The sequence below is a fragment of the Gimesia maris genome (genome assembly GCF_008298035.1).
In the GTDB taxonomy this organism is placed as follows: domain Bacteria; phylum Planctomycetota; class Planctomycetia; order Planctomycetales; family Planctomycetaceae; genus Gimesia; species Gimesia maris.
The window spans coordinates 3,723,323-3,739,141 of sequence record NZ_CP042910.1 but is presented as its reverse complement, the minus strand read 5'-3'; the positions used below and the strand labels follow the sequence as shown (position 1 = coordinate 3,739,141).

Below are 15,819 nucleotides of genomic sequence, written 5' to 3'. Positions count from 1 at the left end.
TTTATTTTACTAAGGCATTCATTTACAATGATTTAGACGAAACGTAATACATAACCTGATTCCGATATCTTCTCTCCTTTGCGAAATGGTCTGCATCATGAATTTGAATCGGCGCGCTTTTCTTCAGTCCTCTACTGCTGCTCTGTTCACAGGCACTTTGCTCAAATCACTTACGGCAGCTCCCGCAAAAGCATCGGCGCAGAGATCCATGAAGCTGGATCTGTCCTGCGGTCGGATCGGGGTCAAAGCAGATCAACGACAGGCAATCGACTATGCCCATCAATACGGATTCGAAGCCGTCGTACCGGATGCAGGCTACCTGGGTAAACTCTCAGACAGCCAACGGAATGAGCTCAAAGCAGAAATGAAAGAGAAAAATCTGGTCTTCAGCGCCGCCGGCATGCCTGTCGATTTTCGTAAAACGGACGAGATCTTCAAACAGGGACTGGCCAGACTCCCGCAAAACTCGGCGGCTTTACAAAGGGCAGGGGTCACCCGGACAGGCACCTGGCTCATGCCGACACATGCTGAACTGACCTATAACCAGAACTTCAAGCAGCATACGCGCCGTTTGAAACAAATCTCGCAGATCCTGGCAGACCACGGTCTGCGGTTCGGGCTGGAATATGTCGGCCCCAAAACACTCTGGTCCAGTAAAATGTTTCCCTTCATTCACTCTCTGCCAGAAGCCCGTGAATTGATCGCAGCCATTGATGTCCAGGGGGTCGGCCTGATTCTGGACAGCTGGCACTGGTACACCGCCCATGAAACCAGAGACGACCTGCTGAATTTGACAAATGCCGACATAGTCGCGGTCGATTTAAACGATGCCCCCGCCGGTCTGGAAATCGATCAACAGCTCGATCAGCAACGCGAACTTCCCATGGCGACTGGCGTGATTGATCTGGCAACATTCCTGAATACATTGAATCAGCTCAAATATGATGGACCTGTACGGGCCGAACCATTCAATGCCGCATTAAGAAAAATGCCCGCCGATCAGGCAGTCGCTGCGACTGCAGCCGCGATGAAAAAAGCCGTCGCTTTGATTCAGTAACCGGCTATTTTGTTCCGTCTTTTGATTTATCTTTCGATTCGTCTTCAGCCAGTGTGATCTCAATCGTGACCGGCGTACCACGCGGGGGTATCTTGTCCTTGTTCGCTTCGAACAACAGGTTTCCTTCGCCCGACGCCGAGCTGGCAATATTTACATCAATGATTGCAGTCGGAAAGTTCGCAACACAGATCAGGTCGCCACTTTCTGCGTAGTAATATTTTTCGCCCGTCATTTCATCGAGGGCGAAACCACTGCCGGCAAAGATCCAGTCAGCCTTCATGATCCGAGGCTGACTCTCATCGTAGAACTTTTTGATCGCTTTCTGAAATGCCTTGTCTCTGGACTTGGTCAGAAACTGATCGCGGGTTTCTTTAGACATCTGGCCGAACCAGATCAGCTCCTTGTATTTCTCATCATAGCGCAGCTCACTTTTTTTATCGATGGTGACCCCCTCTGGTAACCGATCCAGCATCGCGGTGAAATAACGACTGGTGGCTGTTCTGACCCACTGCTGAGCCAACTCGCGCTGCTCTTTCCCATCCTTGTCTTTCCAGATCAGTTCAAGTTTCAGTTTCTGCCCCTGGGGAGGCTGAAACTTCGGCGTGAATTTAACAGGCGTCCCCACCTTGGCACCAATTGCCAGCAGGCCGGCATGAATGGCAGTTGCCGGAGACTCAATCGACAGAATCGACTCATGCTCTTTGGTCTGTTTCTTACACAATAGCATTTCCAGCACGCCCTCCTGCAGGCAGACATGCGTTTTCAACAGCAGTTTTTTGTGGGGCAGATCCAGCATTACCGTTTTTTGTCTGTTCAGGGAAACCAGTTCGTCGGTCTCTTTTGATTTCGCATCCGCAGTCGATCCCGTTTTTTTCTTCATCGGATCGGCGGCCGTCAATACCTGACAGCACAGCAGTACGAATGCGAACAACGTGAACAGGGTCATTGTCTGTCGTTTCATAAATCCATCCATCAGGGTAAAAGGCAGGAAACGCCCGTCAGTAACATACTGTTATTCTAGGAACTTCGATCTAAAAGTCTGCCCTGATTCCACTGGATTTAGCAGATCTTCGCAGAAGAAACGAATTCGTTCAGCCAGTTGATATAATCGGCTGTCATCTGTTCGCGATCAGGTTCAAATTCCAGCGTATGCCGCGCTTCGGGATAAGAAATCAGCGTTTTCCGATCAAACCGAAAGCGTGAAAAACAAACTTCTGTCGCCCGGTTATCAATAATCTGATCCTGTCCTGCCAGTTGACAGAACACCGGACAGTCGATCTGTTCCACCGCGTGATCCACTCGGCGATCCAGTTCCCGGTTGGCCAGCAGGAACGACACGCTCACCTCATGTAACGCCAGCGGATCTTCCTGGATCCATTTCTGCCAGTCCGGATCAGCGGTAAACAACGCTGGATCACTCAAAGGAATCGGCACCCGTTTGTCCCTGATTCCCAGTCGCTCCGCCAATGACAGCTGCATCTGTTGCACAACAGTCGCTTTGACCCGTGCTTTGATCCCCGGATACAGTAACGCGAGTCCGTCTGTTAAGTCAGGTCGCTCTGCTGCCACCACTGTCGCCAGTTTGGCTCCCCAGCTCATCCCCTGCAGCACGATTGGCGCTGGATGGTCTGACTGTTCCCGCTGAAACCTGAGCAGAGATAACAACTGCACCACATCCTGAACCAGCCGCCGCCAGTGTGCGGCATGTCCGCGATTTGGCGTATTAAGTCCCGAACCTCTGCGATCAAAAAAACAGATGGATGCTCCGTATTCACAGAGCTGTTGACATGAGGCTTCATACCAGCCGGAATGACTCTGAATCCCATGCAGCATCACGAGCGTCACCCGGGCCTGTTGATTTTCCGGATGCCAGACGCGTCCCTGCAGACGGTAACCATCCGAGGCAATGAATTCTTCTACGACTGCGTTTGTCATTCATTCATACCAGCATGGTTTCCAGAATACGTGAATAGCAGCCGAAGGTCCCCTGATCGAACAACACAAACCGAACCAGCTTAATCTGCTGTGTCGACTCCAGCCTGGTCGCCACCGTTCGCAATGCGATCTCGCCCGCCAGATCAACAGGATAGCGATAAACGCCTGTGCTGATGGAAGGGAAAGCCACAGACCGGCAGTTAAGTTGTTCTGCCAGATCCAGGCAACTCTCGTAGGCCGACTGCAACAGCTGACTCTCCTTTTTCCCGCCTCCCTGCCAGACAGGACCAACGGCGTGAAAGATATGTCGGGCTGCGAGCTGACCGGCTGTTGTCGCGACGGCACTCCCCGTGGGACAGCCGTCAGGGTAGCGGCGCTGCAGTTCTTTCATAATTTCAGGTCCTGCAGCGTCATGAATCGCACCATCCACGCCCCCACCACCTGCCAGGTAAGAATTGGCAGCATTCACGATCGCATCCACCTCCTGCGTGGTAATATCTCCCAGAACCAGCTCAACCAGGGCAGATCCAAACTGTACGATCATGGACTCTCAATCTATGATTCGAAATGACAAATCGCTAAGATCAGACATTGATCCTGACAGTCAGTATAAAATACTATAGTCTCAGATCAAAGAGCCAACCCGTCAACAATTCCAGCAATGATTGCGAATCAGTCCACCGTGATAAAAGTCAGTCTCCTCATTCCCACTCTGGATCAGTCCGGTGCAGAAAAACAGTTGTCTCTGCTCGCCACGTCGCTGCCCAGAGAGGAATTCGAAGTCCAGGTCATTGCGCTCACGCGCGGCGGCCCCTATGAAACACTGCTCCGCCAGCACAATATCCCGGTGACGATCTTAAACAAACGCTTCAAATTTGATCCACTCGCTTATCGCGCGCTCAAAAAAACAATTGAGCAGCAACAGCCCGATATCCTGCATACCTGGTTATTCGCTGCCAACTCGTATGGCAGAATGGCCGTCAGACGAATGTCTAAAACTCTGAAAACGCCGAAAGTCATAGTCTCCGAGCGTTGTGTTGACTCCTGGAAAAGCAATTGGCAGCACAATGTCGATCGCAGGCTGCTGCCACAGACCTCACTGCTGGTGGGCAATTCTCAAAGTGTCGTCGATTTTTATCAGCAGCAGGGCGTCCCGGAATCAATCTTGCGTGTTGTCCCCAACGGGATTCCCATCCCCGAAGTCACCAGTACGGAATCCATTCGCAAAGAACTATTTCAGCAACAGGATATTCCCGACGATGCACGGTTGATGGCCTTTGTTGGACGACTGGCACGGCAGAAACGCATTGAAGACCTGCTCTGGACACTGCAGTTGCTGAGACAGATGAACGAAAAGATCATTCTGCTGCTGATCGGCGAAGGCCCCGAACGGGCCAAACTGGAGCAGTTGGCTCATAAATATACGGTAACCCCCAATGTGCGGTTTCTGGGACACCGCCCGGATGTGAAACAGCTGTTTCCCCTGTTCGACCTGTTCCTGCTGGCCAGTGATTTTGAAGGACAGTCCAACAGCCTGATGGAAGCCATGTCGTATGGAATCCCGGTCATCGCCAGTGATATTCCCCCGAACAGGGAACTGGTCATGCATGGGGAAACCGGTTTCTTAACCTCAGTCGGTGACTGCACAGGGTATGCACAATATGCTGAACGTATCCTCGCAGACCCTCAACTCGCCACTGATCTTGGCACCGCTGCCCGAAAAAAGATGCAGCAGGACTTCAGTATCGCTAAAATGACAGCAGGCTACGCTGCACTCTACCGCGAAGTGCTTGCTTAAATTATCGCATCCTCAATCAGACTTTTCCTTTCAGTCAAAGAGTAGAACCCGTTTACCATGTGTGGAATTACCGGTACCTCGTGGACCTCGCGAGACAAAAACATCTCGCCCGACGTGCTACAGCGTATGACCAGCGTGCTGGCGCATCGAGGCCCGGATGATTCGGGAGGCTTTCATTCGGATATTCCGGGGAAATCCATATCGTTTTCACCCGGGAATTCCTTCGCCGATTTCCAGCCCCAGTCCCAAGCTGGTGCAGCGCTCGGACATCGACGTCTCTCGATTATCGACCTGGGAACCGGTCATCAGCCACTCACCAACGAAGATGGAACCGTCTGGATTGTCTTTAACGGCGAAATCTATAACTACCAGGAACTGCGCAAAGAACTGATCCAACAGGGGCATCAGTTCAAGACCGAAACCGATACCGAAGTCATCGTCCACCTCTATGAAGAGCAGGGGACCGCCTGCGTCGAACGCCTGCGAGGCATGTTCGCGTTTGCCATCTGGGATGAACGCCGCCAGCGTCTGTTTATAGCCCGCGATCGCCTGGGGCAGAAACCCCTTTTTTACCGACAGGAAGCAGACCGTCTGAGTTTCGCCAGTGAACTGAAATCACTGCTGCAGATTCCCGGTGCCGACAGAACCGTCGATCCCCACGCGATTGATCTGTTTCTTGCTTACCAGTATGTGCCACACCCCTGGTCGATCCTCAAAGGTTATCACAAACTGCCGCCCGCACACCGGGCCGTTTATGAAAACGGGCAGTTGCAGATTGAACGCTACTGGACACCCCCGTATCAACATCCGGAAACCAATTCTCAGTTCCCGTTTCAGTCAGTAGACCAGTGGTCAGCAGCGCTGCGAGAAACCCTGACCGAATCTGTCCGGATTCGCATGCGCAGCGATGTTCCCCTGGGCGCTTTCCTGTCAGGTGGCATCGATTCCACCATCATCGCGGGACTGATGCAGGGCATGTCCGATCGCCCGGTCCACACATTTTCGATCGGTTTCCCGGTCAAACAGTTTGACGAACGCAGCTATGCCCGCGAAGCAGCGAAGATGCTCGGAACCGATCATCACGAATACGTCGTCGAACCTGCCGCCCTGGAAATGCTGCCGCGCCTCGCCTGGCATTATGATGAACCGTTCGCGGACAGTAGCGCCATTCCCACCATGTATCTCTCGCAGGTCACCCGCCAGGAAGTGACCGTCTCCCTCTCCGGAGATGGCGGAGATGAACTGTTCGCCGGCTATGACCGGTACCGCGCGGTTGCTTTGTCCCAATGGTTTGATCGCCTGCCCGCTTTCGCCAGAAAAATGATGACCGCCTCAATCTGGCAGAAAATGCCTGCATCTGTTGAGCAGAAATCGTTTCGCCGTCGCGTCAAACGCTTTCTCGCCGGACTGTCCGTTCCCCCCGAACGCCGCTATCTGAAATGGGTTGGTATTTTTGATACCGAGCGACGCCAGGAAATGTACTCCCCCGGATTCCGGGAACAGCTCACGGACTTCGACGCCGATCAGTTTCTGCTCGACGCCTACCAGCTCTGCCCGGATCGTGACTTTGTCACCCGCACCACGGCCACCGATGTGCAGACCTATCTCCCCTGTGACATCCTGACCAAAGTCGATATCGCCAGTATGGCACACAGCCTTGAATGTCGCAGCCCGTTCCTGGATCACCACGTCGCTGAACTCGCAGCGGCAATGCCTTTGAAATACAAAATGCACAAAGGCCGCGGCAAACAGATCCTGACTGACACCTTTTCCGATCTGCTGCCCGAATCCATTCAAACACGGAAAAAGATGGGCTTTGGTGTCCCCCTTAATCACTGGTTCCGCAACGAACTCAAACCACTGCTGTTTGATGTACTCTTAGATCAAAGGGCCATCGACCGTCAGATTTTTGACCCGCAAGCCGTCGAGCAGCTGATCAGTGAGCACCTGAATCTGCAGTGGGACCACAGTGCGCGGCTCTGGTCACTGCTGGTCCTTGAACTCTGGTTTCAGACATTCCTCGACCCGGCAACCATTCCCGATCACTTCCCGGATCCGGTACTCATCTGAGTCGCAGCCAGCCCATTTTTCGGTGAACCACTTGAGCTTTCGGCTCAAATCCGTGAAAATAGAGGTTCAAAACAGTTTCCCCGCCAACCTGTTCCCACCTGCAAGAGAATCTGATGCGCAGTTTATTTCTCATCCTCTTCAGTTCAATCCTGTTGACACTTCCGCTTCAGGCCGAGACTCCCGCTTCGAATCTGAAAAGCTCCCAAAAACAATATGAAGAATGGCCCCAATGGCGCGGTCCGCGTGGAGATGGCACCTGGCAGGGACCGGCGATCAAAACCAGCTGGCCCGAAACCGGACTGAAAAAACTCTGGGAACGTGAAATCGGCGGAGGTTATGGCGGCATCTCTGTGTCCCATCGCAAACTCTATCTCATGGATCGACCGGTGACTTCGCCTGAAGAACAGGAAAAAGCACAAGGCATTCATGGACATCGGGCCGACCGTCAGGATATTGAACGCGTACTCTGCTTTGATGCGCTCACCGGCAAACAGCTCTGGTCACATTCTTACCCGGCTGTTTATGACAAACTGGACTACGGCAACGGTCCCCGCTGTGCCCCCACGGTAGTTAATAATCGGGTCTATACGCTGGGTACAATGGGGGATGTCTTCTGCCTTGATGCGAAGACGGGCGACATCATCTGGAAAAAACAGCTCGTTACAGACTTCGGCGGCAAAGTCCCTCAATGGGGTTATGCTGCCGCTCCCTATCTGATCGGTGATCTGGTAATTCTCATGCCGGGTGGAACAGAACAGGGAACCGCCATTGTCGCCCTCGACAGTAATACAGGGAAAGAACGCTGGCGTTCACTGCAAGACGAAGCCGGTTATGCCACACCACTGCTGATTCATCACAACCAGCAGGACCAGTTGATTGTCTGGTCGCCGAATCAGATCCATAGTGTCGACCCACGGACCGGTGCCCATTTCTGGTCAGTTCCCTATAAAGTCACTTACGGCGTAGCGATTGCCAGTCCGATCGAAAAGGAGGGAATTATCTTAGTCGCCGGTTACTGGGAAGGTTCCAAAGCTATCCAGTTGGGAGAGAAGCCAGAGCAGGCTGAACTCTTATGGGAAGACCGCCGCGCATTGCGGGGACTGATGTCACAGCCATTATACCGGGATGGCTATGCCTACCTGCTGGACAAACAGTTCGGACTGACCTGTTTCGAATACGCCACCGGCAAGAAAATCTGGGATGATGACAACCAGATGACGCCCGGCAACAGCCGCAACCCGCAGGCCAGTCTGGTCTGGCTCAACAATTCCTCGCGCGCTTTGATTCTCAATTCGGAAGGTGCTTTGATTCTCGCTGAACTGACTCCTGCCGGTTACAAAGAACTCGCCCGCGCCCGCCTGATCGGCGAAACCTGGGCTCATCCAGCATACGCTGAAACACGTGTTTATGCCCGCAGTAATACAAAACTGGTCGCCGGCGAACTCCCCATTGAAGAATCGATTGCTGATTCCCCATAAAAGCAAACAGGCTGACCTGTAAACTTCGCGGCTAACTCGATAAAATGCAGACGAGCTCTCAGGGTATGATTCTGATTTAACCTGACGTACACCTCTGTTCTTTAATCTGATGTCCTGAGCGCTGCTTCTGATTCTCCCGTTATCTAATGAAAACAGTTATACAGTATGAATTCACCAGCGGAAAAACAGTCCGAGAACCCGCAAACCGGTTCTGAACTCTTAGGACCAGAAATCTGGAATCTGCCGAACCTGATCACCGTCAGTCGACTGGTGCTCGCGCTGGTCTTATTTGTCATCATTTATCTGGAAGGCTGGTGGAAGACCTCTGCTGCCATCTTCATTCTGGCTGCTGCCACCGACTTTCTGGACGGCTATTTTGCCCGTAAATACAATCAGGTCACCACGCTGGGCCGGATTCTGGACCCCTTTGTAGATAAAATCATCATCTGTGGCGCCTTCATTTTTCTGCTGGAGCGTGGCCCGGCTACGGGCATCAATGCCTGGTTTGTCCTGATCATCATTGGTCGGGAAATGTTCATCACCAGCCTCAGAGGATTTCTCGAACAGCATGGTCGTGATTTTTCCGCCAGCTGGAGTGGTAAAATCAAAATGGGTGTCCAATGTGTCGCAGTGGTTCTTTGTCTGCTGTCACTCAGCCCGGAAGCCCCCTTTAACAGCTCCGCATTCTTTCTGCTTCGCGACATCTCTATCTGGTCAGCAGCACTCATCACCCTGTACAGCGGTGTGGATTATGTGTTCCGAGCCTCCAGAATTCTTCGCAATAAGCCATTGTCATAAGCGAAGCCTGATCGTAAATACGGAAGAGTGAAACGGCAGCGGATATAGAATTTCAAAAAACTCGAATTTCTCGCCTCAACTGGAAACTCCTCAACGTATAAAATATCAGCATCCGGACTACTGACTTTCAATATTTAGACACAGACTAATGCCTGACAAAAATCATCCTCTGCCACCCCCTGATCCTGTCATTATTGTGCAGCCACAGGACTACCAGACCGAGGTCAAAGATTTTTCCACAGCGCAGCCTGCTTATCGAAATACAGTTCGTCCGCCACGCAGTAAAGTACCACTGATCCTGTTTGTGGTGACTTGCCTCAGTACGTTCATTGTCGGTGCCACACATAACAATCCGTTTGTTCCTGTCCCCAGAGAATTCGCCCGCGTGTATGATCATATTCAGCTGGTTGGCTGGACGAGATTCTTCATCGACGGAATTTCTTATGCGGGTCCTTTGATGCTCATTTTGCTCTCCCATGAAATGGGGCACTATCTGCAATCGCGACGCTACCACATTCCCGCCACCCGACCTCTGTTCATCCCCATGCCTCTCACGCCGTTTGGAACCATGGGCGCCGTGATTCTGCAACGAGGCGGAATCGCCAATCGCAAACAGATGTTCGATATTGCCGTTTCCGGTCCCCTCGCGGGACTGGTCTTTGCGCTCCCGATCGCATACTGGGGCGTACTGCAATCAACGGTTGCCGTCACTTTGAAGCAACCAGGCACGATGAGCTATGGAGAACCACTGATTCTGCAATGGATGATCAGACTGGTCCACGGACCGCTGGCGGAAAATCAGGAAGTCATTTTAAACCCGATGCTGTTTGCAGGCTGGGTCGGGATTTTCATCACAGCATTGAATCTGCTTCCCATTGGTCAGCTGGATGGTGGTCACATCCTCTACACACTGCTGGGTAAAAAAGCGAATCTGATTTCCCGCCTGCTGATGGCATCCGCAGTGGGATATATGATTTACGCGGATGAGTATGGCTACTCTCTCTTGATACTCTTACTTGTGTTTTTTGGCATCAATCATCCTCCCACCGCCGACGACACGGTCCCCCTGGGTAAAACCCGGATCATTACAGGCTGGCTGACACTGGCGTTTTTCATCATCGGCTTTACCCTGACACCAGTCATATTTTACCAATAACTGACATTTACCAGTCAGATTGCAGCCCAGGCGACTCAGTTGGATCACGTCACATTTAACCAGAGCGTCAGAGACGATCTAATATGATACCCTGTCCAAATGGTCCGGGTGACGCAGCAGTAAAACCGGGTACAGCCTATTTAATCTTTCCCAGGATCTGTTCGGCGCGAAATACGATTTCCAGATCTTTATTGCTGGTCGCTTTCTGCAATTGTGCCTGTGCGGCTTTCCCATACTCTTCCAGCTTCTTCTGAGCCGCTTCGCGTTTTTCCCAACTCTGATTTCCCAGCTGCGCAATCAGGCCATCAATGCGTTTCAACAACGCCGGATCCGCATCCAGCAGGATGACAATTCCGGTGCGACGCACCACATCGGGAAACGGGGTAATTTCCAGCGGCAATATTTTGTCGAGATAACTTTCGTCAAGACAGTACACAACGGTTGCCTGATCGCTTCGCAAGGCATGCTCACCCAGAATACGCAGGACATGCTCAACTTCTGGTGTGCCCAGCCCCAGATCGACCAGCTGTTTCCTCCAGATCTCCAGCGCCTCCGCCTGTGACAGCCCGGCAGATTCTATATAGGGCACTAAAACAGCAGGTGCTTTAGAGGCAGTCGCTGCTGCTGTCGCTTTCTTCTCAGCTGGTTTCGTGGCCGATTCAGCCAGTTTCGGTAACGCACCTGCCGCCTGTAACTGTTTACCCAGAGCTTGTAGCGCTTTGGCCTGGGCTTCTTTTTTTTTCTTGTTCAGCGATTCTTCTGATAAAGGGTCAACGGATTTCGCTTTCTCTGGTGGATCTGATTTTGCCTCAGGCTGCTTGTTCTCTTTTTTTATCCCGGGCACCTGTTCGATAGCTGCGACTTTCCAATGATCCTTCTCTCCGGCAGGCTGCATGATCGTCAGATCTTTCAGGGGATATGTGTCCGCATTCTGCACCTGAAAACCATTCTCAGCATGGCTCATCGTAATGCGCGGGTTATGATTCAGTTCCACGTCATACAGAATAAAGCGATCACATTTATCGATACCTTTCACATACAGGCGATCCGCCTTTTGCAGCGGACTCAGCCAGTGGGATTCAGACAACTGCATGCTGAGCGGACTCTCTTTAAGCAGATTCTGTGAACGCCAGTAGATGCGTTTCGACTGAATTCGTGCAGAAGGCCAATGCGCTAAAAAACGCCCGGAGGGAAATTCCAGCAGCACATCAATATCTTTGGTTGCCGGTCCTGCAAAGGTGATCAATCCCAGTGGCGCCGGTTTGTCGCTCTCACTGGCATCGGCGCTCAAGCGGCGGGACTGCACATAACCGGGGGTCGTGGAGCGAAACAGAGCCGTGTCATTCAGCTTCTTACCATGCGCCGAGACCAGAAATACACTGACATCTCTCACGATCAGTTTGGACGAGGGTGAAGCCTCAGGTTCACCAGCCCAGCCATTTCCCAACGGGCACAGAAGCCAGAGCAGCCCCATCATGGCACCGGTCAAAGCCCGCATCCGCCTGCGATCGTTCGACAATCCATAGGTGTACTGAATATGCTGATTGAATTTTAAATACTGATTCATGGTTGATCGCTGTAATGGAATTCGTTTTCAATTATTTCTGATTCGCCGCCAGTTCTTTGGGTACCGCCCGGATCAGTTTTGGATCGCCCCAGACAAAGCGATCTCCCACATCCTGATCTTTTCCAAAATCAACGACCAGCGTCAAAGTCTCACAGCCTGTCACATCCAGGCTGAGTGATTCCAGTTTCGTGGCGCTGGTAAACTCTGGCTTTTCAAACAGGGTTTTGCCATCAGCCATGACCTTGACCGCGACATTTCCCAGTTTCCCCGTTTCAGCCTGCAGGCCTGGTGTGGTCTGGAATTGTTCAAATTCTTTACCCAGCTGATAAACCAGCACCGTCCGGGCATGCACACACAGTCCTTTGGAGAACGACTGCGTCCCGATCTTCAAAGGCTGGCCAGCCAGACTCTTGTTGACCTGGTAGGGATACCGCTGATTGAAAAAGGGGACCTGCGTCACACTGTCCGGCTGGATTTCCACCAGCGAAACCGAACGGGCGTTGACCGTTTTCACAGACTCCAGATAATCCTTATTGATGGAAAACGAATCGCCCCACGGCATGGTAATGCTGGCGGTTGCGCCCTGGTTCAGTTCGACCACGCCGGGAATCTGCGTATTGCCGATCAGAGTCATCAGGCTCTGCAACGCCAGTTTGCTCTCAGGTTGCACGCGATTCTTCCACAGGACCAGTCCCACAACCCGGTCCAGATTGACTTCGCGTTGCTGTCCCTGGTATTGAAACAAAAGACTCTGTTCGTTAATCCCCACCACTTCACCTGACACGCGATGAATATTCCCATCCTGCGTGGTGACATAAGCCGAATCTTCGATCTTCGATTCCCCTTTGCGGTCTACCGTCTTTGTTTGTTTCTTGTCTTCCTGAATCTTCCAGAGTTCATGTACGGCTCCCGGTTTTAATATCAGGTCAATCTCTTTTTCAGCAGCGGGAACCTGAAAATGGATGCCCGTTCTGGTCCATTCCTTTAAGGTCCCCGAAAGTTTTCCCGCTTGAGAAAAGGCCACCTGCCAGCCGGACGATAATTTTCTTTTCGCCTGTTTATAGAGTTCGCTGGGATAATCTCCGATGTAGAGTTTCGCCTTGCTGTTTTTATCGGTCTCCACTGCAAACGTGTATTCGCCGTCCTGGGGAATCTGGATCAGTCCTTCATACACAATTCCGAAATTGATGGCACTGCGACGGCTCAATAAAGCCAGTCGCGGGCTTGCACCATATTTTTTAACCGGAACCGCTTTCAGATCAGCCATCGATTTAACCTTCACAGGATGGCTCCATTCCATCAGTCGGTACGCAATATATTTTTCCGGTTTCTCAATCTTGACAGGCAGTCGATATCCCTTTTCATCGATCTTGTATTCGATCGCGGGAATCTCGCGCACTGCTGTATTGACGCGAAACAACTGCTCTTTGGGTACTTCCGCCTTTTTCATCCCCGGACCTGACACCTGAATATCCAGCTTCGCCAGTCCCACCGAGTGATAATAGGGCAGGGTAAAGCGATGCAGTCCTTTACGAAGTTTGACTTTCGCAGTACGGGGTCCCGCGGCATAACTCGGCTTTTCCCCATCAATCAGTAGCTGACTCACATTCTGAGGCAGCGCCGGTTCCAGAAATTTGTAAGACGTCACATCAAACAGGCTGATTTCCTGCAGGTCTTTACCGACTTCGATCTTCAATACGCTGGAATCGACAGACCGGATCTTACCCGAGACCTTTTTTCCATCATAGAGCAGCACTTCATCGGCAGAGGCGAGCGGACAGATCAACAGTTCCGCCACACAGATCAGCACCGCCAGCAACAAGCCGCTCAAATTACACTTCTTCATAAGAAATACCATTTGCATCAGAGTCTTTAATCTTGTTTCTCGGAAGTCGGTTTTGTTTTATCGACTGCCTGATTTCGCGCCAGACGTCGAAAATAATCTGCCAGAATGTCTTCATAGCCGGGTGGAAAGCCTTCCGTACGCGACTGCAGAATCTTCTCCCGCTGTTTCGGGGTCAGGTCTGCCCAGTTGCGTCCCTTTTTATCGGGGGCCTTCAGTTCCCCCTCTCCGCCGGGACCTTTCCCCAACGTGGAAGAATTCGCCGGACGCGTCGGGTTGGCCCCCGCAGCGCCGCCCCCTTTTTTACACGATTTTTCCAGCATCTCCACCAGCGTATCCAGTCGACTGATAATGCGGGGCTGCGTGGTTTTCGCAGGCTGTGTCGTCTGCCCTTTATCAAAATCAGTAATGACTGACTTCACATCGGTCTGAATATTTTTAAAAGGATCCTTCAGCCAGGCATCGTCCTTCAGTTGCGACAGATTGTCTTTCGGTTCCGGCGGAATGATTAGCGGTGCTTTAACCTGTTTTGCCCCAGGCTTTGCCGCTTCGACCGCATCTGCGAATGCACTCTGCAGACCGCCTGTATAAAACAGCGGGGCACAAATCGTCAATGAGAACAGGAATCTCAAGTGGGTTTGATGGGATTGGGTACGTTTCATTATTATTCTCCTGCCAGACAATGGGGACAGGTCATACTGTGTAATCGTCCGGTGATTAAATCAATTTCTTTCTGACGGACCGAAAGCAGATCAATCCGTTCCTGACGTGACGCTTCCGTGATTTTTTTCTTCTCAATCTGTCGATCCAGCTGATCAGTACGCGTATGAACGGACTGCTGCATCCAGCGTAACATTTTGACTTCTGCCAGCAGTTTGTTGCGATTCCCTTTACAGCCTTTACACTGGCCCCCTCCATTTTTATTGGACGGTCGGGAGGCATCAATCATCGCATCCAGCAATGCCTGCAGATCGGTCTCAATCTGCTTCTGATCATCAATCATTGCTTTGTCGGCTTGCGCCAGCAACAGACCTTCATCGACCAGTTCCATCTGTTCCCGCACAGCGCCCAACGCCACGGGCAGGACCAGGCTGAACTGCGTCAGTTCACATAGTTCGATTGACTCACTACAGAGGCTGATAATTTTTTCCTCCGAAGTCGCCAGTCTGCGTACAGCCGCCAAAGCCTGTTTCTGTTTCTGGGCCACACGATCCTGCAGCTTGGTTGTGACTTCGCGAATCTGTTTCTGCTGCGCAATCATATCCTGCAGCTGATCCATCACCCGCTGACGTACCAGTGATTCGACTTCTTTCCGCAGTTTGTCTTCCAGCTTTTTCGTATCCTGCTGTGCCGAGCTCAACTGTTCAATCGCCTTTTTCTGTTCTTCAGACGCAGGCTTGGGTTGAGAAGCTCCCAGCTTCTTGCAGGCGCCGCCCATACATTTTCCTGCACCTGACAGTGACTTACAGATACTCTGCGAGGCCGGCCCGTATTCACGCAGCATCTGTTCCAGATTTTCTGCGGACTTCTGATTGCGCTGCTCGCTGGTTTCCAGCGCTTTCAAATCTTTTTTATTGCCACTTTTTTTCTGCTGCTCCAGTGTATTCGAGAGTTGCAGCTCTTCCTTCTTCAGTAATTTATTCAACGTCTCACGCGAATCAATCAGCTTACGCAACTGCTCCAGTTTCAGTTCCAGCCCGATGTCGGCGGTCAGCAACAGTTTTTTGAGTTCTTCCAGCAGAACCAGGATCTCTTTCTGTTCCTGGCTGGCTTTATCCAGTTTGAGATCATCCAGCATTTTGGAAGCTTCACCCATGCGATCCAGGATCAGCTGTTCGCGGGCTTTTCGCAGTCCCAGCAGCAACCGCGCCGCATCGTCCGGCTGCGATTCGCGAATCAGCTTGGAGAGCCGAAACATCCGCTCTTCCAGTTCCTGCATATGCGCTTTCGCTTTGTCCTGCTCAAACTGAATCTGCGTTTGGGGCGCAATTTTTTTACCGTCATCAGCGGCTGCTTTGTCAGCAGCAGATACCGCGCCCATCATCTGGGAGATGACGAACATCAACACCAGTCCCGACGCCATTATTTTTTTTCTGCTCCGCATGTCCCTCACCTCC

13 protein-coding genes are annotated in these 15,819 nt (G+C 51.8%); 6 read left to right on the top strand and 7 right to left on the bottom strand.

Annotation, left to right across the window (positions count from 1 at the left end; genetic code table 11):
• Window positions 1-97 precede the first annotated feature (97 nt).
• Window positions 98-1,057, top strand: a complete 960-nt coding sequence (locus GmarT_RS13845) for a sugar phosphate isomerase/epimerase family protein (protein ID WP_197998382.1) — start codon at window positions 98-100, stop codon at window positions 1,055-1,057.
• 4 nt (window positions 1,058-1,061) lie between these two features.
• On the opposite strand, the gene GmarT_RS13840 is transcribed toward GmarT_RS13845, so the two are convergent.
• From GmarT_RS13840 to GmarT_RS13830, 3 genes are all read right to left on the bottom strand, one after another.
• Window positions 1,062-2,018: a YdjY domain-containing protein gene (locus tag GmarT_RS13840; protein WP_149302857.1), complete on the bottom strand. Its 957-nt coding sequence runs from the start codon at window positions 2,016-2,018 to the stop codon at window positions 1,062-1,064.
• A gap of 98 nt (window positions 2,019-2,116) precedes the next feature.
• Window positions 2,117-2,992 (bottom strand): alpha/beta fold hydrolase, encoded by an 876-nt coding sequence (locus GmarT_RS13835; RefSeq protein WP_002646932.1) that lies wholly within the window; start codon window positions 2,990-2,992, stop codon window positions 2,117-2,119.
• 4 nt (window positions 2,993-2,996) lie between these two features.
• A complete protein-coding gene (locus tag GmarT_RS13830) occupies window positions 2,997-3,536 on the bottom strand; it encodes an O-acetyl-ADP-ribose deacetylase (RefSeq protein WP_002686223.1) in 540 nt (179 codons plus the stop codon).
• Between the two features lie 117 nt (window positions 3,537-3,653).
• On the opposite strand from GmarT_RS13830, the gene GmarT_RS13825 reads away from it, so the two are divergent.
• The 5 genes from GmarT_RS13825 (at window position 3,654) to GmarT_RS13805 (ending at window position 10,292) form a co-directional block, all read left to right on the top strand.
• A complete protein-coding gene (locus GmarT_RS13825) occupies window positions 3,654-4,790 on the top strand; it encodes a glycosyltransferase (protein ID WP_002686224.1) in 1,137 nt (378 codons plus the stop codon).
• A 57-nt stretch (window positions 4,791-4,847) separates the two neighbouring features.
• Complete coding sequence (gene asnB / locus GmarT_RS13820; RefSeq protein WP_044238230.1) at window positions 4,848-6,860, top strand: asparagine synthase (glutamine-hydrolyzing); 2,013 nt, start codon at window positions 4,848-4,850, stop codon at window positions 6,858-6,860.
• A gap of 113 nt (window positions 6,861-6,973) precedes the next feature.
• Window positions 6,974-8,338 (top strand): PQQ-binding-like beta-propeller repeat protein, encoded by a 1,365-nt coding sequence (locus GmarT_RS13815; protein ID WP_002686226.1) that lies wholly within the window; start codon window positions 6,974-6,976, stop codon window positions 8,336-8,338.
• A 165-nt stretch (window positions 8,339-8,503) separates the two neighbouring features.
• On the top strand, window positions 8,504-9,136 hold the full coding sequence (pgsA, locus tag GmarT_RS13810) for a CDP-diacylglycerol--glycerol-3-phosphate 3-phosphatidyltransferase (protein ID WP_002686227.1): 633 nt from the start codon (window positions 8,504-8,506) through the stop codon (window positions 9,134-9,136).
• A gap of 148 nt (window positions 9,137-9,284) precedes the next feature.
• On the top strand, window positions 9,285-10,292 hold the full coding sequence (locus tag GmarT_RS13805) for a site-2 protease family protein (protein WP_002686228.1): 1,008 nt from the start codon (window positions 9,285-9,287) through the stop codon (window positions 10,290-10,292).
• Between the two features lie 136 nt (window positions 10,293-10,428).
• On the opposite strand, the gene GmarT_RS13800 is transcribed toward GmarT_RS13805, so the two are convergent.
• The 4 genes from GmarT_RS13800 to GmarT_RS13785 are packed head-to-tail and all read right to left on the bottom strand — an operon-like array spanning window position 10,429 to window position 15,785.
• On the bottom strand, window positions 10,429-11,859 hold the full coding sequence (locus GmarT_RS13800) for a hypothetical protein (protein ID WP_002686229.1): 1,431 nt from the start codon (window positions 11,857-11,859) through the stop codon (window positions 10,429-10,431).
• A 31-nt stretch (window positions 11,860-11,890) separates the two neighbouring features.
• Entirely contained in the window at window positions 11,891-13,705 is a 1,815-nt protein-coding gene (locus GmarT_RS13795; protein WP_002686230.1) for an NPCBM/NEW2 domain-containing protein, read from the bottom strand.
• Between the two features lie 26 nt (window positions 13,706-13,731).
• Window positions 13,732-14,364, bottom strand: a complete 633-nt coding sequence (locus GmarT_RS13790; RefSeq protein ID WP_002686231.1) for a hypothetical protein — start codon at window positions 14,362-14,364, stop codon at window positions 13,732-13,734.
• Window positions 14,365-14,366: 2 nt separating this feature from the next.
• Complete coding sequence (locus GmarT_RS13785; RefSeq protein WP_002686232.1) at window positions 14,367-15,785, bottom strand: hypothetical protein; 1,419 nt, start codon at window positions 15,783-15,785, stop codon at window positions 14,367-14,369.
• Window positions 15,786-15,819 lie beyond the last annotated feature (34 nt).

Coding starts and splice junctions, on each gene's coding strand:
- GmarT_RS13815 (WP_002686226.1), top strand. CDS start 6,974: ATGCGCAGTTTATTTCTCATCCTCTTCAGTTCAATCCTGTTGACACTT.
- GmarT_RS13800 (WP_002686229.1), bottom strand. CDS start 11,859: ATGAATCAGTATTTAAAATTCAATCAGCATATTCAGTACACCTATGGA.
- GmarT_RS13795 (WP_002686230.1), bottom strand. CDS start 13,705: ATGAAGAAGTGTAATTTGAGCGGCTTGTTGCTGGCGGTGCTGATCTGT.
- GmarT_RS13790 (WP_002686231.1), bottom strand. CDS start 14,364: ATGAAACGTACCCAATCCCATCAAACCCACTTGAGATTCCTGTTCTCA.
- asnB (WP_044238230.1), top strand. CDS start 4,848: ATGTGTGGAATTACCGGTACCTCGTGGACCTCGCGAGACAAAAACATC.
- GmarT_RS13785 (WP_002686232.1), bottom strand. CDS start 15,785: ATGGCGTCGGGACTGGTGTTGATGTTCGTCATCTCCCAGATGATGGGC.
- GmarT_RS13835 (WP_002646932.1), bottom strand. CDS start 2,992: ATGACAAACGCAGTCGTAGAAGAATTCATTGCCTCGGATGGTTACCGT.
- GmarT_RS13840 (WP_149302857.1), bottom strand. CDS start 2,018: ATGAAACGACAGACAATGACCCTGTTCACGTTGTTCGCATTCGTACTG.
- pgsA (WP_002686227.1), top strand. CDS start 8,504: ATGAATTCACCAGCGGAAAAACAGTCCGAGAACCCGCAAACCGGTTCT.
- GmarT_RS13830 (WP_002686223.1), bottom strand. CDS start 3,536: ATGATCGTACAGTTTGGATCTGCCCTGGTTGAGCTGGTTCTGGGAGAT.
- GmarT_RS13825 (WP_002686224.1), top strand. CDS start 3,654: ATGATTGCGAATCAGTCCACCGTGATAAAAGTCAGTCTCCTCATTCCC.
- GmarT_RS13805 (WP_002686228.1), top strand. CDS start 9,285: ATGCCTGACAAAAATCATCCTCTGCCACCCCCTGATCCTGTCATTATT.
- GmarT_RS13845 (WP_197998382.1), top strand. CDS start 98: ATGAATTTGAATCGGCGCGCTTTTCTTCAGTCCTCTACTGCTGCTCTG.